General features: G+C 44.0%; 19 protein-coding genes. 14 read left to right on the top strand and 5 right to left on the bottom strand.

The genetic code is table 11. The features are described from left to right. Positions 1-3: 3 nt before the first annotated feature. The 8 genes from FQ085_RS15410 (at position 4) to FQ085_RS15375 (ending at position 9015) form a co-directional block, all read left to right on the top strand. Positions 4-1383 carry a PTS transporter subunit EIIC gene (locus FQ085_RS15410; RefSeq protein WP_149457078.1) on the top strand — a complete coding sequence of 460 codons (1380 nt, stop codon included), beginning with the start codon at positions 4-6 and terminating at the stop codon, positions 1381-1383. 47 nt (positions 1384-1430) lie between these two features. After that, positions 1431-2483, top strand: a complete 1053-nt coding sequence (locus FQ085_RS15405) for a DUF871 domain-containing protein (RefSeq protein ID WP_149457077.1) — start codon at positions 1431-1433, stop codon at positions 2481-2483. Between the two features lie 868 nt (positions 2484-3351). Then, on the top strand, positions 3352-5268 hold the full coding sequence (gene nagE / locus FQ085_RS15400; protein WP_149457076.1) for an N-acetylglucosamine-specific PTS transporter subunit IIBC: 1917 nt from the start codon (positions 3352-3354) through the stop codon (positions 5266-5268). A gap of 64 nt (positions 5269-5332) precedes the next feature. Next, entirely contained in the window at positions 5333-6502 is a 1170-nt protein-coding gene (nagA, locus tag FQ085_RS15395) for an N-acetylglucosamine-6-phosphate deacetylase (protein WP_058386318.1), read from the top strand. Beyond that, complete coding sequence (gene nagB / locus FQ085_RS15390; RefSeq protein WP_149457075.1) at positions 6499-7239, top strand: glucosamine-6-phosphate deaminase; 741 nt, start codon at positions 6499-6501, stop codon at positions 7237-7239. The genes nagA and nagB overlap by 4 nt, the downstream gene beginning before the upstream one ends. 5 nt (positions 7240-7244) lie before the next feature. Continuing rightward, complete coding sequence (locus FQ085_RS15385; protein ID WP_058386316.1) at positions 7245-7967, top strand: GntR family transcriptional regulator; 723 nt, start codon at positions 7245-7247, stop codon at positions 7965-7967. Between the two features lie 18 nt (positions 7968-7985). Further along, the gene (locus FQ085_RS15380) at positions 7986-8255 is read left to right on the top strand and encodes a phosphocarrier protein HPr (protein ID WP_006828617.1); all 270 of its coding nucleotides are present in this window, start codon (positions 7986-7988) and stop codon (positions 8253-8255) included. Between the two features lie 25 nt (positions 8256-8280). Next, positions 8281-9015, top strand: a complete 735-nt coding sequence (locus FQ085_RS15375; RefSeq protein WP_149457074.1) for an SIS domain-containing protein — start codon at positions 8281-8283, stop codon at positions 9013-9015. Between the two features lie 522 nt (positions 9016-9537). Here the strand turns inward: FQ085_RS15375 and FQ085_RS15370 are convergent. After that, complete coding sequence (locus tag FQ085_RS15370; RefSeq protein WP_149457073.1) at positions 9538-10143, bottom strand: YdhK family protein; 606 nt, start codon at positions 10141-10143, stop codon at positions 9538-9540. 134 nt (positions 10144-10277) lie between these two features. Here FQ085_RS15370 and FQ085_RS15365 point away from each other — a divergent pair, with 134 nt between their 5' ends. From FQ085_RS15365 to FQ085_RS15355, 3 genes are read left to right on the top strand one after another with little or no spacing between them, the layout of a single operon-like run. Continuing rightward, complete coding sequence (locus FQ085_RS15365; RefSeq protein WP_149457072.1) at positions 10278-11204, top strand: F510_1955 family glycosylhydrolase; 927 nt, start codon at positions 10278-10280, stop codon at positions 11202-11204. A 34-nt stretch (positions 11205-11238) separates the two neighbouring features. Next, positions 11239-12627, top strand: coding sequence for a sensor histidine kinase (locus FQ085_RS15360; RefSeq protein ID WP_149457071.1), 1389 nt, complete (start codon positions 11239-11241; stop codon positions 12625-12627). Continuing rightward, entirely contained in the window at positions 12620-13288 is a 669-nt protein-coding gene (locus tag FQ085_RS15355) for a response regulator transcription factor (protein WP_188074766.1), read from the top strand. The genes FQ085_RS15360 and FQ085_RS15355 overlap by 8 nt, the downstream gene beginning before the upstream one ends. A 34-nt stretch (positions 13289-13322) precedes the next feature. On the opposite strand, the gene FQ085_RS15350 is transcribed toward FQ085_RS15355, so the two are convergent. From FQ085_RS15350 to FQ085_RS15335, 4 genes are all read right to left on the bottom strand, one after another. Further along, a complete protein-coding gene (locus tag FQ085_RS15350; protein ID WP_149457070.1) occupies positions 13323-14801 on the bottom strand; it encodes a phytoene desaturase family protein in 1479 nt (492 codons plus the stop codon). A gap of 107 nt (positions 14802-14908) precedes the next feature. Continuing rightward, complete coding sequence (locus FQ085_RS15345) at positions 14909-15235, bottom strand: four-helix bundle copper-binding protein (RefSeq protein WP_149457069.1); 327 nt, start codon at positions 15233-15235, stop codon at positions 14909-14911. Between the two features lie 99 nt (positions 15236-15334). After that, on the bottom strand, positions 15335-15589 hold the full coding sequence (locus tag FQ085_RS15340; RefSeq protein ID WP_058386963.1) for an SHOCT domain-containing protein: 255 nt from the start codon (positions 15587-15589) through the stop codon (positions 15335-15337). A 31-nt stretch (positions 15590-15620) separates the two neighbouring features. Further along, the gene (locus FQ085_RS15335) at positions 15621-15860 is read right to left on the bottom strand and encodes a solute carrier organic anion transporter (protein WP_149457068.1); all 240 of its coding nucleotides are present in this window, start codon (positions 15858-15860) and stop codon (positions 15621-15623) included. Between the two features lie 173 nt (positions 15861-16033). Between FQ085_RS15335 and FQ085_RS15330 the strand changes: the two genes are divergently transcribed. The 3 genes from FQ085_RS15330 to FQ085_RS15320 all read left to right on the top strand — a co-directional run bounded on the left by FQ085_RS15330 (position 16034) and on the right by FQ085_RS15320 (position 18415). Further along, positions 16034-16588 carry a GNAT family N-acetyltransferase gene (locus FQ085_RS15330; RefSeq protein ID WP_058386308.1) on the top strand — a complete coding sequence of 185 codons (555 nt, stop codon included), beginning with the start codon at positions 16034-16036 and terminating at the stop codon, positions 16586-16588. Positions 16589-16670: 82 nt separating this feature from the next. Next, positions 16671-17396, top strand: a complete 726-nt coding sequence (locus tag FQ085_RS15325) for an ABC transporter ATP-binding protein (protein ID WP_058386307.1) — start codon at positions 16671-16673, stop codon at positions 17394-17396. Further along, positions 17393-18415 carry an ABC transporter permease gene (locus tag FQ085_RS15320; RefSeq protein WP_149457067.1) on the top strand — a complete coding sequence of 341 codons (1023 nt, stop codon included), beginning with the start codon at positions 17393-17395 and terminating at the stop codon, positions 18413-18415. Before FQ085_RS15325 ends, FQ085_RS15320 begins: the two co-directional genes overlap by 4 nt. Positions 18416-18712: the final 297 nt, after the last annotated feature.

Below are 18712 nucleotides of genomic sequence, written 5' to 3'. Positions count from 1 at the left end.
TGTATGAAAAAAGAACAACAAATGGCGAAGGATATTCTCGAGAAAATTGGTGGGAAAGAGAATGTTCAGCAAGTCGCGCATTGTATGACACGATTGAGATTATCACTTAAAGATGACAGCAAAGTAAATCTTAATGAACTCAAGCGTGTAGACGGGGTAATGGGTGTTGTCGAAGACGATACGCTTCAAATTGTTATAGGCCCGGGTACGGTTAATAAAGTAGCAGCTGAAATGAGCAACGAAACGGGACTGTCTATTGGGGAAATGGCCGATATTAATGAAGATAACATGAGTTTCGAAGAAAAAGCCGTGATGAAAAAAGCAAAATTAAAAGAAAAAAACAAAACACCTTTCAAATTGTTTTTGCGTAGTGTGGGAAATATCTTTATTCCATTGATTCCTGGATTAGTCGCTTCAGGACTGATTAACGGAGCAGCTAACTTTGCAATAAATGGTGGTGCTGATCGAACGGAAACATGGATGCAGATTTTATTATTGCTCGGCAGCACGGTATTTGCCTACTTAGCGATTTTAGTTGGTTGGAACACAGCAAAAGAATTTGGAGGAACACCGGTACTAGGCGCGATTGCCGGCGGAATTTTGTTTAATCCAATGCTTGCGGATATCGTGATTTACGGAGAACCATTAATTGTGGGCAGAGGCGGATTGTTTGGTGTCATCTTTGCTGCTTGGTTGATGACGTTTGTTGAGAAAAATGTTCGTAAAGTGATGCATAGTTCGGTGGATATTTTATTTACACCACTCTTTACGCTATTAATCGTCGGATTCTTCGCTCTTTATGCGATTGTGCCAGTCGCCGGTGTTTTATCAGATGGCATCATGACCGTATTAACTTCTGTACTTGATGTTGGTGGCGCTGTAGCGGGTGCGATTCTGGCAGGGTTCTTCTTGCCGCTTGTTATGCTTGGATTGCACCATGGACTGACACCGATTCACTTAGAGTTGATGAACACTGTAGGTGCGACAGCGTTACTGCCGATCTTAGCAATGGCTGGAGCAGGTCAAGTTGGTGCAACGATTGCGGTATTTGTGAAAACAAAAAATCAGCGTTTAAAGAATATTATTAAAGGCGCATTGCCTGTAGGTTTTCTTGGTATCGGAGAACCTTTGCTTTACGGTGTGACATTACCACTGGGTCGACCGTTTATTACAGCTTGTATGGGAGCTGCATTTGGAGGCGCGTTCCAAGCAGTTATGCAGACCGCCGCTCTTGGAATCGGAGTATCCGGTATTTCATTGATTCCTTTAATTGCTGAAAATAAATATGTTTGGTACTTTGTTGGATTGGTTGTTTCGTATGTTTTTGGATTCATCTTTACATATCTGTTTGGGTTCAAAGAAGAGATGGCAGAAGGTATTTAAAAAAGGGAGAGAAATCTCTCTTTTTTCTATTCAGAGGAGCTGACAAAATGCTTGGTATTTCGGTGTATTTGGGCGACGAGTCTTTCACACACTTAAAACCTTATATTGAACGGTTGAGCAAAAACGGATTTGCCGCTATTTTTACTTCACTCCATATACCAGAGGACAATCCGCGCCTCTACAAAGAACGATTGCAGCAACTAGGAAACTGGGCGCAGCAATTTGATATGGAGTTAGTAGCGGATATTGCGCCGCAATCTTTGGCTCACCTTGGCTTTGATTGGCACAATGCAGAAGGTTTGTTGGACTGGGGCGTCACTGGTTTACGAATTGATTATGGAGTCGATGACCAAATAATTGCTGCATTGTCGCACAAGATGAAAATTGCATTAAACGCCAGCACATTAACAAAAGAGGGACTTGCTGCATTAGTGGAATCTGGGATGCAGAAAGAAACTGTAGAAATGTGGCATAATTTTTATCCGCGACCAGAAACTGGGTTAGATGCCATGGAGTTTGTGAAAACAAATCTATGGTTGAAAAGCGAGGGCTTGACGGTAATGGCGTTTATCCCGGGAGACGAAACTCTTCGAGGCCCTTTGTACAAAGGGTTACCAACTTTAGAAGAACATCGGGGAATGGCTCCTTTTGAAGCGTATCTACATTTAAAAGAAAATGGGGCAGTGGATAAAGTACTGATTGGTGATATCACGCTCAGCGAGAAAAGCTTGCAGCAATTTGAGATGTTTGGGCAAGGTGTAATTTCTCTAAGAGCAAAGAATTTTGTGCAACTAGATGAGATGCCGGCTCAAACCAATCGGTGGGATGCTGCTCGTGATTGCATTCGGTCAATGGAATCTCGTCAATATGGCTTGATCGGCACTCATTTACTAAAGCCCGAAAACACTATTTTTCGAAGTAAAGGAAGCATCACCGTGGATAATGAACAGTACGGACGCTATAGAGGTGAGCTGCAAATTACAAAAAGGGATTTGCCAGCTGATGATAAAGTGAATGTGATTGGCAAAGTGATAGAAGAAGATCTTGCTTTACTAGCATTCATAAAAGGCGGAGTTAAATTTCAAATAAAGTGGATTTGAAGAAAAATTAACTTTTCAAACTGCAACTAACTCGATTAGTTCGAGTTAGCTGCAGTTTTTTTGCGGAAAAAATCTCGTTGGGTGTTGAGTGGGAGATGGCTATGCACGCTCCTGGAAAAATACGCACGCTCGGAAGCTGGATACGCACGCTCCAGGAAAAATACGCACGCTCGGAAGCTGGATACGCACGCTCCAGGAAAAATACGCACGTTCGGAAGCTGGCTATGCACGCTCCTGAAAATACGCGCGTTCAGAAGCTAGATACGCACGCTCCTGGAAAAATACGCGCGTTCAGAAGCTAGATACGCACGCTCCTGGAAAAATACGCACGTTCGGAAGCTAGATACGCACGCTCTTGAGAAATACGTGCGTTCAGAAGCTGGATACGCACGCTCCTGGAAAAATACGCGCGTTCGGAAGCTGGCTATGCACGCTCCTGAAAATACGCGCGTTCAGAAGCTAGATACGCACGCTCCTGGAAAAATACGCACGTTCGGAAGCTGGCTATGCACGTTCCTGAAAAATACGCACGCTCGGAAGCTGGATATGCACGCTCCAGGAAAAATACGCACGCTCGGAAGAGGGATACGCACGCTCCTGGAAAAATACGCACGTTCCCCGTAATCCCCCAATTACACAAAAAAGCACGGCAGAAAAACATGCCGTGCGCTAAGAGCCAATCTCAAGACGCCCTAATTTTCTCGCTATCCGTGCCGTCCAAGTTCCGCTATATAAAAAAACGCCAAAGTTTTTCTGCATTCATAAGAAAACGCTTACTTTATTTTCATTAATTCTCAAATTGGTATAGACAACTATACCGATTGTAGCTATAGTGAAAATTAAGAATACATTAAAGGGGTGGAAATTTATGTTCAGTTTTCTACAGAAAATAGGGAAATCGTTGATGTTCCCGATTGCTACATTGCCAGCTGCTGCATTGCTGCTGCGTTTTGGACAAGAAGATATGCTTGGCATTCCGTTTATGTCGGCTGCCGGTGCTGGAATTATCGATAACTTGGCCATCATTTTTGCCATTGGTATTGCCATGGGCCTTGCTCATGATGGCAATGGTGGAGCGGCTTTAGCCGGTGCGGTTGCTTATCTCGTACTAACTTCATCGATCGTAACGATTAACGAAACGATTAACATGGGCGTTTTTGCTGGGATTTTATCCGGTATCGTCGGAGGTCTTCTATATAATAAATTCTACAATGTGAAATTCCCGCAATGGCTTGCGTTTTTCGGGGGACGGCGATTTGTGCCAATAATCACCGCTGCGACCATGACCATTTTAGCTGGGTTACTGGGTTACGCTTGGCCTCCAATTCAAGAAGGAATCGACAGTGCGGGGGAGTGGATTTTAAATGCAGGCATGTTTGGTGTAGGTGCTTATGGTTTCTTGAACCGTTTATTGCTACCAACTGGTTTGCATCACGTCATCAACACGGTTGTCTGGTTTGATTTCGGAACATTTACCGATGCTTCTGGAGAAGTTGTGCGCGGAGAAATTAACCGTTTCCTAAAAGGTGACCCAACAGCAGGTCCATTTCTATCTGGTTTCTTCCCGATTATGATGTTTGGTCTGCCTGCAGCGTGTCTCGCTATGTATGCAACTGCTAAAAAAGAACGCAAAGCGATCGTTGGGGGTATGTTGTTCAGTATCGCTTTTACATCGTTTTTAACAGGAATTACAGAACCAATTGAGTTCTCATTCATGTTCTTATCTCCAATTTTATATGTTGTCCATGCATTGTTAACCGGTGGTTCGATGATGGTTGCTTATGCATTGGATATCCATCACGGTTTCGGTTTCTCTGCCGGAGCGATTGACTTTGTCTTGAACTATGGCTTAGCCAAAAATCCATTGCTGCTGCTGGTCATGGGGTTAGTGGTCGGCGTTATTTACTTCTTTATCTTCTACTTCTTGATTCTTAAATTGGATTTGAAAACGCCTGGTCGTGAAGATGAGGACGAAGAGGGTGCAGAAAATGCAAGCTCAAGCAATACAGCAGTTGATGTAAGAGCCTACCACACAATTGAAGGACTTGGCGGTGTCGATAATATTACTGCAGTCGGTTATTGTACGACACGCCTACGCATGACTGTTAAAGATTCTGATTTGGTCAATGAAAAAGAATTGAAACGTCATGGTGCTATGGGCGTTATGAAAATCAATAAAACAAACGTACAAGTCGTAATCGGCACAGCTGTTGAATTTCTAGGAGATGCCATGAAGCCGCGCTTAGCAAATGGCAATCCAGCTCCAGCTGCTAGTTCTGAAGCTGCTGGTACGAAAAACGAAACAACAGAAGAACCTGCAATGAAACAAATTATTGCTAAAGATTTTGAAATGCCGATTCAAGGAGAAATTATTCCACTATCAGAAGTGCCAGATGATGTATTTGCACAAGGCATGATGGGGCAAGGCTTTGCGATTATGCCGACCGGCAACGTTCTCCATTCGCCAGTTGATGGTCGTATTGTTAGCGTATTCCCAACAAAACATGCCATTGGGATCGAAACAGATACCGGAATTGAATTATTGATTCATGTTGGTTTGGATACTGTAAAACTTAAAGGTGAAGGTTTTGAGACTTTGGTAGAACAAGGTCAACTTGTTCAACGCGGAGATGCCTTGCTGAAACTAGATTTAACATTCTTAAAAGCCAATGCGCCGTCTATTGCGACGCCTGTGATTTTCACAAACTTAACAGAACAAAAAGTAACGATGTTAAAAAATGGTTTCCAAGAACAAGGAACAGCTTCGATTTTGAAAGTCGAATAATACGAGCCGGAAAACCAGGGACATCCACCGCGATTTTCCTGGTTTTTCGCAAGGAGTGGTCTACATGAAGAACAGTATATTAATTTCAGGCATTACCATTGCAGATGCTATTAACCAAAGCTTCGTTGGGGATATCCTCATTGAAGACGGAAAAATAAGTCGAGTTGCTGAAAAAATCGATGCCCAAGCAGATAGCTATGTAGACGCAATCGGCAAAAATTGGACAGCGTTTCCTGGATTTATTGACATTCATATTCACGGAGCTGCAGGACACGATACGATGGATGCAACACCGGAAGCGTTAGCAGGATTAGCCGGGGCATTGCCAAAAGAAGGCACAACGAGTTTTCTGGCAACGACGATGACTCAAACAGACAGCGCAATTTCAGCGGCTTTGCAAAACATCGAGAAGTTTCAAGCACAGGATGGACAAGCCGAAATGCTGGGTGTCCATTTAGAAGGACCGTTCATTTCCGATAAACGAGCCGGAGCACAGCCAATTGAACATATTATCGAGCCGTCTTTAACACAATTCCAAAACTGGCAAAAACTTAGCGGCAACCAAATTCGTTTGCTGACAATTGCTCCAGAAACGACAAATGGATTGGCTGTGATTAAAAGTTTGACGGATGAGGGCATCATTGCATCGATTGGCCATTCAGATGCTACATTTGAGGAAGTGCAAGCAGCGGTTCGTTCAGGTGCCAGTCACGTGACGCATCTGTACAACCAAATGAGTCCATTTCATCACCGCAATCCTGGGGTAGTCGGTGCGGCGTTAGTAGAAGAAAGCTTAACCGTAGAAGTAATTGCTGATTTTATTCACAGTCATGCCTCTTCTGTTGAACTAGCTTTCCGCCAAAAAGGAGCAAAACGACTGATCCTTATCACCGATGCCATGCGCGCCAAAGGTCTGCCACCGGGTGTTTATGACTTGGGTGGACAAGATGTACAAGTTACTGACAAAGATGCACGGCTTGCCGATGGGACGTTGGCCGGCAGCATTCTGACGATGGAAAAAGCTGTTCAAAATGTCCAGTCACTCACAGGCTGTAGCTTAAACGAGCTGGTGGCAATGACTTCAGCCAACGCAGCAAAAGATCTCAAGCTTTCGAATAAAGGCAAAATACAAGTTGATCTGGACGCCGATATAGCGATACTAGACAACAGCTTCACGGTCCAAATGACCATTTGCAAAGGAACTATCGCTTACCAGAAGGAGTGTCAAAAATGAAACTGATCTGCGTCGAAAACTACGAAGAGATGAGCAGCAAGGCGGCACAATTAGTCGAACAACAAATCCAAAGAAATGACCATTCGGTGCTGGGGCTTGCAACAGGCTCGACTCCACTTGGTCTTTATGAAAAATTGATTCAAGGGGGCAAAGAACGGAACATTTCTTACAAGCATATCCGGACCGTCAATTTGGACGAGTACCGTGGATTGTCAGGAGACCACCCGAATAGTTACCGCTATTTTATGAATGAAAAATTATTTCAACATATCGATATTATGTTTGAAAACACCTATGTTCCAAATGGCAAAGCGGTTCCAGTAGAAGCGGAATGCCAACGTTATGAGGAGTTAATCGACAAAATCGGACCACCCGATTTACAAATTCTCGGCATGGGAATGAACGGTCATATCGGCTTTAATGAACCCGGTACACCTGAAACGAGTGTGACTCATTGTGTTCAACTTGAGGCATCAACACGCAATAGCAATGCACGATTTTTCAGTGATCGTGACGAAGTACCAACTCATGCCATTACGATGGGCATCCAATCTATTTTAAAAAGTGAACAAATTGTCGTTCTGGCTTCTGGTAAAAACAAAGCACAGGCAGTAAAACGATTTTTAGAAGGCCGCATCAGCACCGATTTTCCGGCTTCATTTTTATGGGAACACAATCACGTCACACTGATTGTAGACAAAGATGCTTATAGCTTAGTGACGGCAAAAGAGGAGTGATCGCTGTGCTGGACAAACAATCGCCGATTCCGATTTACAGTCAGATAGAAGAACAGTTGAAGCAACAAATTCAGCAAGGCGACTTTCCTATCGGCACAGCAATTCCCTCTGAACGAGAACTGACCGAGCGTTTCGGCGTCAGCCGGATGACGGTACGTCAATCTATCACAAATTTAGTCAATGACGGTTTGTTGTACCGAGAAAAAGGACGTGGCACATTTGTGGCTTCTCCGAAAGTGGAGCAGCCATTAAATGGTTTGACGAGCTTTACGGAAGATATGAAGGCGCGTGGCATGGTACCGAGCAATAAAATAATTAGGTTTGAAATATTGGTCCCGGATATCGATATAGCGGCTGACTTGCGATTGGCTGCTGACGATCAAGTATATTTTATTGAACGTATTCGCTTTGCCGATGACAAAACGATGGCAATCGAACGAACGTATTTGCCAGTCGACCGATTTCCTGGACTGCAGCCAGATTTGCTGCAAGGGTCACTGTATGCGATGATTGAAAATAACCAGCACCTGAAAATTAGTCATGCTACCCAACGAATGGAAGCGGGACTGGTGAAAAAAGAAGATGCTGAGCTGTTGCAAATCAAATCACCTGCAGCTATTTTAATGATTGAACGCATCAGTTATTTAGCTGGTGATGTTCCATTCGAAGTGGTTCGTAGTACATATCGTGCAGATCGTTATAAATTTACAACAGACATTCAAAGATAATCAAAAGGAGAAATGAACATGATTGAAAAAACGTACACCATTACTAGCGACGAGGGACTTCACGCTCGTCCAGCATCCAAATTAGTCGGCGCAGTATCGCCATTTTCTGCAGACGTAAAAATGCTTTATAAAGAAAGAGAAGTCAATTTGAAATCAATTATGGGTGTGATGTCACTAGGTGTTTCAAAAGGCAACACGGTCAAAATTACGGCTGACGGCAGCGATGAAGAATCACTAATGGCTAAAGTTGACGAATTGATTGTGGCTGAAGGACTAGGAGAAGCATAAGTAAGTGTGCTGGAGGTAAATTACTATGTTGACTCGTTATTTCAAGCAAGTACAAGAACGTCTCGAGACTGTGGAAAAAAATGAAAAACCAGCAATGCTAGCGGCTGCCAAAAAAGTAGCGACCGCGATTCAAGCTGGGGGCATCATTCATTTGTTCGGTTGCGGTCATTCGCATGTTTTAACGGAAGAAGTGTTCTATCGTGCAGGAGGACTCGTGCCAATCAAACCGATTTTCGTCGAGCCGCTCATGCTTCACGAAGGGGCGGTTCAATCTTCCCTACTGGAACGTCAACATGATTACGCAGCAAGCTTCTTGCAAGATCAGGACTTTCGTCCAGGTGACATCGTCTTTGTTATTTCGACTTCAGGGCGTAACCCTGTGCCAATAGACGTAGCATTAGCTGCTCGAGAAAAAGGCGCGTTTGTTGTCGGCCTCACTTCACTCGAATATTCCAGAAGCCAGTCTTCACGGCACGAAACAGGCAAACACCTGTTTAATACGGTGGATCTGGTGATTGATAATCATTCGGTTTTGGGTGATGCGGTCTTAGCGTACGAAGGCGTTGAAATTCCATTTGGCCCTACGTCCACTGTCGTTGGAGCAACTATCCTGAATGCCATTTTCGCCGAAGCCATTAAAGAAATGGCGGACGCAGGCTTTGCCCCACCTATCTTCTTAAGTGGCAATATCGACGGAGCAGACGAGCATAATAGCAAATTGATCGAGACGTATAGTGAGCGTATTTCGCTGCTGTCCTGAAGGTCTGAGCGCACGGCAGGATTTTCCTGCCGTGCTTTTTTTGAACGAGCGTAAGTGTTGTGGAACGTGCATATTTCGCGCTGAGCGTGCGCAAGTGTTGTGGAACGTGCATATTTCGCGCTGAGCGAGCGTAAGTGTTGTGGAACGTGCATATTTCGCGTTGAACGAGCGTAAGTGTTGTGGAACGTGCATATTTCGCGTTGAACGTGTGTAAGTGTTGTGGAACGTGCATATTTCGCGTTGAACGTGTGTAAGTGTTGTGGAACGTGCATATTTCCGCGTTGAACGAGCGTAAGTTATGTGGAACGTGCATATTTCCGCGTTGAACGAGCGTAAGTGTTGTGGAACGTGCATATTTCGCGCTGAGCGTGCGTAAGTGTTGTGGAACGTGCATATTTCGCGTTGAACGAGCGTAAGTGTTGTGGAACGTGTATATTCCGCGCTGAGCGAGCGTAACCAAACGTCAGCGCACAACCAAGCGCATTAAAAAATCCCCTACGCAAAAAGCAGGGGATTTTTGATTTATTTAGCGGATAATTCGCTTTGGGTTACCCATTTATGATTGGTCACTTTCTCGCCACTGTCGGTAGTCGTAAAGTTGACCATGTAAACGGTGGTTTCTTCGGCAGAGTCGATTGTCGCTTCGGCACCATCCATGCCTTCCATGTGATCCGCGGCAATAACAGCTTTGTCATCCGCTGCTAGTGGCGTGTCGCCCGCATCTTTTAACTCTTCGTGAATGACCCATTTGTGATTTTCAATAGGCTCACCACCAGTAGTAGGTGTAAAGCTCAACGCATAAACCGTTGTGTCGTAAGCGCCGACGATGGTCGCCTCAGCACCATCCATCCCCGCCATGTGGTCAGCACTTATGCTAGCTTGGCTGCCAACTTCGAATGTGGGATTGGCAGATTCCATCAGTCCTTCGGGCACTTCGCCAGAACTCGAATGACTCATGTCGCCATGACCCATATCTTCTTCTGTATCTTTATCCATTTCTTCATTCATCTCGTTTTGATTATCAGGGTCGGCTGGATTCATTTCAGTTTCTTCTGTATCACCACAAGCTGCTAACGTAATGGCCGTTAAAGTTGACATGGTTACTAACAAAAACTTGTTTTTCATCATCTAAATCCCTCTTTCATTATATGAATTATTTTACTTTACCCAGAAATTATGCAAATACTGTGCAGAATCTGCACCGAAACTCAAAACTTTTCCTCTATAATAAAAAAAAATCAAGTGATGAAAGGTTGAGTGTAATGAATAAGAATGGGGTATGGCTTTTTTTACTGACAAGTTTGTTGCTTGCGGGTTGTGGAGAAACGGAGACGTCTACTGCCAAAGTCGACAAAAATACGGAGGAATTTGAAGTAGCATTCGACGGCCAGATGGATCATGTTCATGGGATGAATTATATTGAAAATGAAGACGGCTTGTATTTTGCATCACACGAAGGCTTGAAAATTTACCGTGATGGGGAGTGGTTTGAGACGAGTGATAATACGCATGATTACATGGGATTTAATGCGGTGGATGATGGCTTTTATACATCAGGACACCCAGGATCCGGTTCAATGATGCAAAATCCGATGGGCATCCAGCGCAGCGATGACGGCGGTCGCTCGTTAAATCATATGGGTTTTGAAGGTGAAACCGATTTTCATGGCATGGCAGTTGGTTACCAAAGTCATCACATGTTTGTGATGAATCCACAGCAAAATTCAATGATGGGACCTGGGTATTTCCGCAGCGAAGATAAAGGAAAAGATTGGAGCCAAGTCGATGGATCTGGGTTACAAGGGGACATTTCTTCTTTTGCCATGCACCCAAGCGATTCTCAATTGATTGCTGCAGCGACGACGGCAGGAATTTTCTTATCGGAAGATGGCGGGGACACCTTCACATTGTTGACAGAAGAGGGCCTCACCGGAACTGCTGTGTTTTTCAGTGAAGACACTTTGTATTTTGCAACTTTCAGTACACAAGCAGAGCTCATCCAGTATACTTGGGGAAATGGTGAGCAGCAGATGCTCGAATTGCCTGACCTGCCAGAAGACGGAGTTTTGTACATCGCGCAAAATCCGTCTGACGCAAAAGAACGGGTCATTTATACAGCAGCTGGCCACGCCTTTGTTTTTGAAAATGATAAGTGGCAGCAAATTCTGAAAGCTGGACAAGTGGAGTAATGAAGAGAGATGCTTCATAACGATGGAGGTTGCTATGTTCAATAAATTATCGTTGAAAATCGGGTTGTTGTTTTTTGTTTTTATTTTAATTATTGAAGCATTTTTGTTTTCAACGCTGTATTTTACGTTAGTTGATGAACGCGTTGAAGAAGTGATGGAAAATCTATTAGCGCGTGGTGACACACATAGTGAAGTATTAGAAGACAGTTTTGAAGAAATGACGCTAGAACACGTAGGCATGATGGAAGCAGCAACTGACTTTATTGCGGTCATTACTGACGAAACGGGCGAAATTTTAGTCAATTCGGATGACCTAGAACCAGAGATGCTAACAGTATTAAAACATACTGATTTTGCAGAAATGCCAATTTACGGTAAAATAGTTGAAAAAGATTGGCAAAAAAAGCGCTATATCGCAACAGACAGTCCAATTACGATTCACGACGAGCATGCGGGTCATGTCTTTATGTTCGCACCTACTAAAGATATCAAGCGCATTGTCGATCATTTGAAAAACCAATTTTTATTAGTCGGGATTATTACAGTTTTCTTAACGATTGTTACAATTTTGCTGTTGTCGCGGATCATTACACTGCCGCTAATCCGCATGAAAGAAGCGACTGAGCAATTGAGTCAAGGAGACAATCAAGTGAATTTGACGAGTGATCGAAACGATGAGCTTGGCGAATTAGCAAATGCCATCACCAAATTATCGACCGATCTTGATCGATTGAAAAATGCCCGCAATGAATTCCTATCGAGTATTTCACATGAACTGCGAACGCCACTGACTTATATCAAAGGCTATGCTGATATTCTGGACCGGTCAGATACGACAGAACGTGAACGTGAGGAATACATGGGCATCATCCGTGAAGAAGCCGCTCATTTGACCGTGTTGGTCGGAAATTTGTTTGAACTGGCGAAGCTCGACCGCAATCAATTCACGATTCAAAAACAAGACGTTTCCATTGTGGAATTATTGACCTCGGTCGCAGTGTTGGTTAAGCCTGCATTTGATGACCAAGAAATCGAACTGTCAGTCAACTGCGAGGAAGATGTTCCGGCATCAATTGACCCGGAACGCATTCAACAAGTACTGTTGAACATTTTAGACAATGCTCGCAAACATTCTTTCGCCGGAGGACGCGTAACAATAGAATGCAGGCAAGAAGCAGGGGATATCACTATTTGCATTACCGATGAAGGTCAGGGAATACCTGAAGAAGAATTGCCGTTTGTTTTTGATCGGTTATACCGTGTGGAAAAATCGAGATCGCGTGAACGTGGCGGATCGGGACTTGGACTAGCAATTGCCAAAGAAATTGTGGAATCGCATGGTGGACAAATTTGGATGGACAGTCAATTTGGAGAAGGTACAGCTGTTACTGTCCAATTGAAAAGGGGTGTGGACCATTCATAAAGTATTGTTAATAGACGATGAAAAACGGATGCTTGATTTAGTGGCGCTGTACTTGAAGCCACATGATTATATTTGCTCAAAAGCGGATAGCGGCAAGCAGGCGCTGGATTTACTGGAAAGCCAGGTGTTCGATTTGGTACTGTTAGACATCATGATGCCTGATATGGATGGCTTTGAAGTCTGTCGAAATATTCGTGAATTTTCTAATGTACCAATCATTATGCTGACAGCGCGCGAACAACAAGAAGATATTGTGAAAGGACTGCGCCTTGGTGCGGACGATTACATGACCAAACCTTTCGGTGAAGAAGAATTGCTAGCACGTATGGAAGCTTTACTGCGCCGAACGATTCCTGCAAAACGAATCGAGTTAAAAGGATTGGTATGGGAAGAAGATCGTTTCGAGTTGAGCTATAATCACCAACTGATCCGTCTGACGCCGAAAGAGTTTTCAATGCTGGGACTGTTAATGAAAAATCCAAACAAAGTATTCGAACGTGACCGTCTTTTGGAATTGGTTTGGGGCTTCGACTCAGAAACAGAAGGACGGACGGTCGATTCACATGTTCGCAACGTCCGTGAAAAAGTGCGCCAAGCTGGCTTTCCTGTGGACGAACACTTCCAGACGGTGTGGGGAATCGGTTATAAATGGATCAATTAGAAAATGCCTGCAGAGTTTTCTGCAGGCATTTTTTTTATAGCAAGCGTTTGCCAGAAACCGAGCGTGCAGCGTGAATGCCGCTAGCCGCTGCGCCGATTGTTCCACCGCCTGGAAAAATGTGATCGCCGCAGACATACAGATTCGGCAATCCAGAACGATGCGAAATCGAATGAAACAAAGCTGCATCCAAAGTTTGAGGAAATCCCCCGACTAACCCATTGGTCCGACCTGCAAACCGTTCCCAGGCTTTTGGTGCACCACTTTCCATATGAACAATAGAAGCGCGGAATTCTGGAATAAGCTTCTCAATGGCTTGCAGCATACGCTCTGTCAAAACCGTTCGACTCGACTCGTATTTTTCTTGTGTGTTCCAGTCCTCAATGCGCGAATGTGTAGAAATCGTCACGGTCTGAAAGCCTTCGGGCGCACGTAATTCGTCACCGGGAACAGAAGAAGACATGAAAAAATGACCACCTGCGTCAAGCCCATCCCCCGTAGAAATTTGACGGAACGGTGGTAAGGCCTCTTGAAGTTTTGTCGAATCGATTGCTAAATACAGCGTCATCGTCGTCCACGTTTCACCCGCAATGCCATCGCGTAGCGGAAATTTCAATTTTGCTACCAACTCGGGTGCCAAAATTTGGGGCAATTGCTGAATCGGTACATTGAGGATAACGTCGGTTGCTTCGTAGACATTGCCACGATGATCAGTCGCAATCCATTGTTCGCCTTGTCGTTCCAACTTTTCAAGGGTACGGCGTTTTTTGAGTACACCGCCGTTGTCTTTCAGGCTGTCGCCCATTAATTCAGCAAAACGATACAAGCCACCAGGAACGTAGTATGCACCTTCGTGATAAATATCGAGTGCCACCGCAGCCAATAAATACGCCACATTTTCACTACCGGTTTGCATGCTATCAATTAACAACCCATCAAGCATTTGGCGAAATTCTTTTAAGTCAGCAAGTCCATGTTTTTTTAGCCGCTGATCCAAGGTTTGATTGAAAAAAGGCAATAGCTTTAGGTGTTTTGGACGCATAGATGTTGTCAAAAACGCCCATTCTTTAACTGTTGTGGGAGGCAACACTGGGAGCGGGTCCATCAAGGTACGAACGATGGTCGCAGTATGAAAAATTTCTTTGTAGAATGCGTGGATTTGGTCGTTATGTTGAGGAAAGTGCGCTGCGACTTCATCGACGTGGCGCACGCGATTTTTATGAAAAACAAAAGTCGCTTCGGGATGGACCATTTCCATCACACGTTCCAGCGGCTCAATCGTCAGCGGTTTGCCGAGGTAGCGAAAAACACGGTCGTGGATACCACCGGATTCAAGCCCCATGCCGAGCGTTGCACCGACAGGGAATAAATAGTGATTGCGTTTGAATTTGCTAGCGCAGCCGCCAAGTTCAGAAGAAGCTTCCAACAGCGTTACCGGCCAACCTACTTTTGCGAGTAGCGAACCAGCCGTTAATCCGCCAATACCAGCTCCTACTACTAATACCGTTCGTGCCATCCAGATCCACTCCTTTTTCTTCATTATGGCGAAAGATAATCATTCCTGCCAACACAAAAGCCCAGTGGCTAGAAATCATACTAGCCACCGGGCTTTAAATGAAGAAATTAGGCTACATTTTTACAGGCTTCTGCGCATTTTGCACACGCTTCTGCACATTTCTGGCAGTGATCATGTTCGTGTTTCGAACATTCTGCTGCGCATGCTTCACAAATTGTTGCGCACGCTTGTGCAAGTTCTGCCACAAATGGCGAATTGCGAGTAATCGCATGCTCTAGATATGCACACATATCCGCACATTCTCGGTCTAGACGAATACATCCCGCCATCATTTTTACGTCATCTTCTTGTAAGCACGCATCAAAACAATGGTTGCACGCCGCTGCGCAATCGTGCAAGGTCTGGATCAGTTCTGCATGTTGTTCATGTGCCATCAATAAAACCTCCAGTTTCAGTTTGTTGTTTCTCTTACTCACTTTCCCTTTTAATTGTCAATTAAACAGAAAGAGAGAAACTCCACAAAAACTGCACATTCAGTTCTTGGTTGGATTTTGCAAGTTCCGCAATTGCTCATCGTATTGCTCTTTCGTTATGTCACCGTTAACATAGCTCTGTCGCAACAAGTCGGCTGCTTTAGTTGTTTCATTTGGTTCGGTACTAGCTGCTTTTGTGCGTGCTTTGATTAGCGCAAACCAAAGCGCTGTTCCAATTGCAGTTAACAAAACCACAAATCCAACAGCAATGCTAATACCAAGTACTGGATTACCAGCTGTGAAAAATTCTCCCATTGTCTTCAACATCCCTTCCATAGTAAGCTTTCTAGCGTCTAGTCGAGCGGTTTTTCAACTGCTTGATGCGGTGCTGAAATTCTTCTTCATTCATGTCTCCATTTTCATACTGTTGTTCCAGAAATTTTACTTGTTTACCGTGCGGAGGCAGAATTTTACGGCTCGTGTAAACAATTAGCCCAATAAACGCCATCACCAAAAACACTAAGAATAGCAGCATCCACAGGTATAGCGGAATTACGAGATTTACGGAATTCACATCAGCTTCCATGCTTTTCACGCTCCTCCTCGAAATCAATCTACGCATTTAGTATAATGTCCATTTTACACGTTTCGGCCAGCAAGTATTAGCGCATTTGAAAAATCACTAAAGTAAAATATTTTGGATGGAAAATTCTGATAATTATGTTACGATATGACGATAGAGAAAAAGGAGGGATTTTCATGTTTGTCCACAAAATCGATGAAGAACTATCACTGAAGCTTCAAGAACTACGTGATGCAGAACGGATTTTTGCATTGACTGATGCATCAAGAGATTATTTAAGAGAATGGCTACCTTGGCTCGATTTTACAACCGAGTTGCAAGACACGAAAGACTTTATTAAATCCGGCAGCCGTAATTTTGTTGAAGGAAAAAGCTTGGGGGCCGTCATTATTTACAAAGGGGAAATCGTCGGCATTGGCGGCTTCAACAACATCAATCATGCCAATAAAACCGCTTATATTGGCTACTGGCTCGGACAAGAATATCAAGGCAACGGCATCATGACGCGTGTCGCTAAAGCATTAACTGACTATGCACTGACCGAACTCAAGCTCAACAAAGTCGAAATTCGCGTAGCTGCTGAAAACCATAAGAGCCGCAGCATTCCGGAACGACTGGGTTATACACAAGAAGGTACCATTCGCCAAGCCGAATGGTTATACGATCATTATGTCGACCACGTCGTATATGGCATGCTTTCAGACGCGCATAACGGAACTTCAACAAAGTAGCAGAAATGCTACTTTGTTTTTTATGAAATGAGCGTACAATACAAAGTAACACGAAGCTTTTAATCGATTGGAGGAAATGTCCATGGACACGAGTATCTCCATCAGTAAGCTCAGCAAAATATACAAGAAGACGACGGTATTAAAAAACGTAGATTTAACAGTTGCACGTGGTGAAATTTTTGGTTTGATTGGACCATCCGGGTCAGGTAAAACGACTTTGGTCAAGCTGATTGTTGGGATCGAATCGGCTAGCAGTGGAACAGTAGAAGTACTCGGAAAACAGATACCCAATTTGACCTTGCTCGAGAACATTGGTTATATGGCACAATCGGATGCCTTATATCCAGAATTGACGGGCAAAGAAAATTTGGCTTTTTTCGCTTCGCTGTACACCATGAAAAAAGCAGTATTGAAAGAACGAATTGCTTATGCAGCAGATTTAGTTCAACTGACTGACGAATTGAGTAAGAAGGTGTCAGCTTATTCAGGTGGCATGAAGCGGCGATTGTCTTTGGCAATTGCCTTAGTTCACGATCCGCAAATTTTGATTTTAGATGAGCCAACCGTCGGCATCGATCCGGAACTTCGCTTATCGATTTGGCGCGAATTGATGTTATTGAAAAGCGAGCAAGGCAAGACCATCATCGTAACGACGCATGTCATGGACGAAGCAGAAAAATGCGACCGTATTGCGATGGTTCGTGAAGGCGGAATTCTGGTCAGTGGAACACCGGGCGAATTGAAAGAGGCTTATGGTGCGGCAAATTTAGAAGAGGTCTTTTTGCAAGCAGGGAGGGCTGCACGATGAGAACTTTGGCATTGATCAAACGGATTATGTTGCAGCTGCTACGTGACAAAAGAACAATGGCATTGTTATTTTTTGCGCCTCTAATTGTTCTGACCTTGATGTACTTTTTCTTTAACGGAGACTCTCAAAATCCGAAACTTGCTGTTGTCGGAGGAAATGAATCTTTGATTGCAGCAATGGAAGAGGTGTCGATTGAGGCGATTTCTTACGACACTGCTGACAATCAAACCATTATTACCGATGAATTAGCTGGACTGCTAAAAATAACAGAAGGCCATTTTCAGGTGGTTCTAGAAAATAATAATCCAACTACGTCTCGGATACTGCTAATGCGGATTACGCAAGTGGCATCGATGCAAGCTGGAAACAGTACTCCTACTCGTATTGCCACAGAATATATTTACGGAGACGCGGGAACGGCGTTTTTTGATGTACTGGGTCCACTACTTGTTGGCTTTTTCGTTTTCTTTTTCGTCTTTTTGATTTCTGGCATCGGTTTGTTGAAAGAACGAGTATCGGGAACTTTGGAACGGTTACTGGCGACACCGATTCGCCGCTGGGAAATTGTTCTGGCGTACTTAACGGGCTTTGGTATTTTTGCTGTAATCCAGACGATCATTGTGGTGTTTTACTCTATACAAGTATTGGATATGGTCATGGTCGGTCAGGTGTGGCACGTGATTGTTGTTAACTTGCTACTCGCTTTAGTGGCGCTGACGCTCGGCATTTTGCTGTCGACTTTCGCGTCGTCGGAATTTCAAATGGTTCAGTTTATTCCGATTGTCGTCATTCCACAAATCTTCTTTGCGGGTATTATTCCACTGGAAGGAATGGCTGATTGGCTGCAAAATCTCAGTCGCATCATGCCTTTGTATTACGCGGCTGATGCGTTAAAAGCCATTATGTACAGAGGTGAAGGATTGGCTGATGTGGCTAGTAACCTGCTGGCGCTCGCTGTCTTTGCGGTAGTTTTCATCTTCCTGAACATTTTTGCTTTAAAGCGTTACCGAAAATTATAAAATCAACAAGAGCTGTCTGTTTTCGTGGACAGGATTTTTGTGTAGAAACAGCTGGCTCATGTAACAAGCATAAAAGTTCATGTAGAAATCGTGATGCGTGTAGAAAGTAGAAAAATACGTCTAACAGGTTCAAAAGTACGTGTAAAGAATCAGAACGCGCATGTCGCAACTCATGCGTCAGCAAACTCACAGACTGAAAACAAATTTTCCGCGCTCCGACTACCTCTATCGTGTGACATTTGATAAAATCAATGTGTAGGTGAGTGTAAGTCAAACACAGCATCTGAAGGAGAGAAC

Source organism: Planococcus sp. ANT_H30 (assembly GCF_008369335.1).
In the GTDB taxonomy this organism is placed as follows: Bacteria; Bacillota; Bacilli; order Bacillales_A; family Planococcaceae; genus Planococcus; species Planococcus kocurii.
Note: the sequence above shows the minus strand (reverse complement) of the source record. Positions and strands in the feature narration are given on the sequence as shown.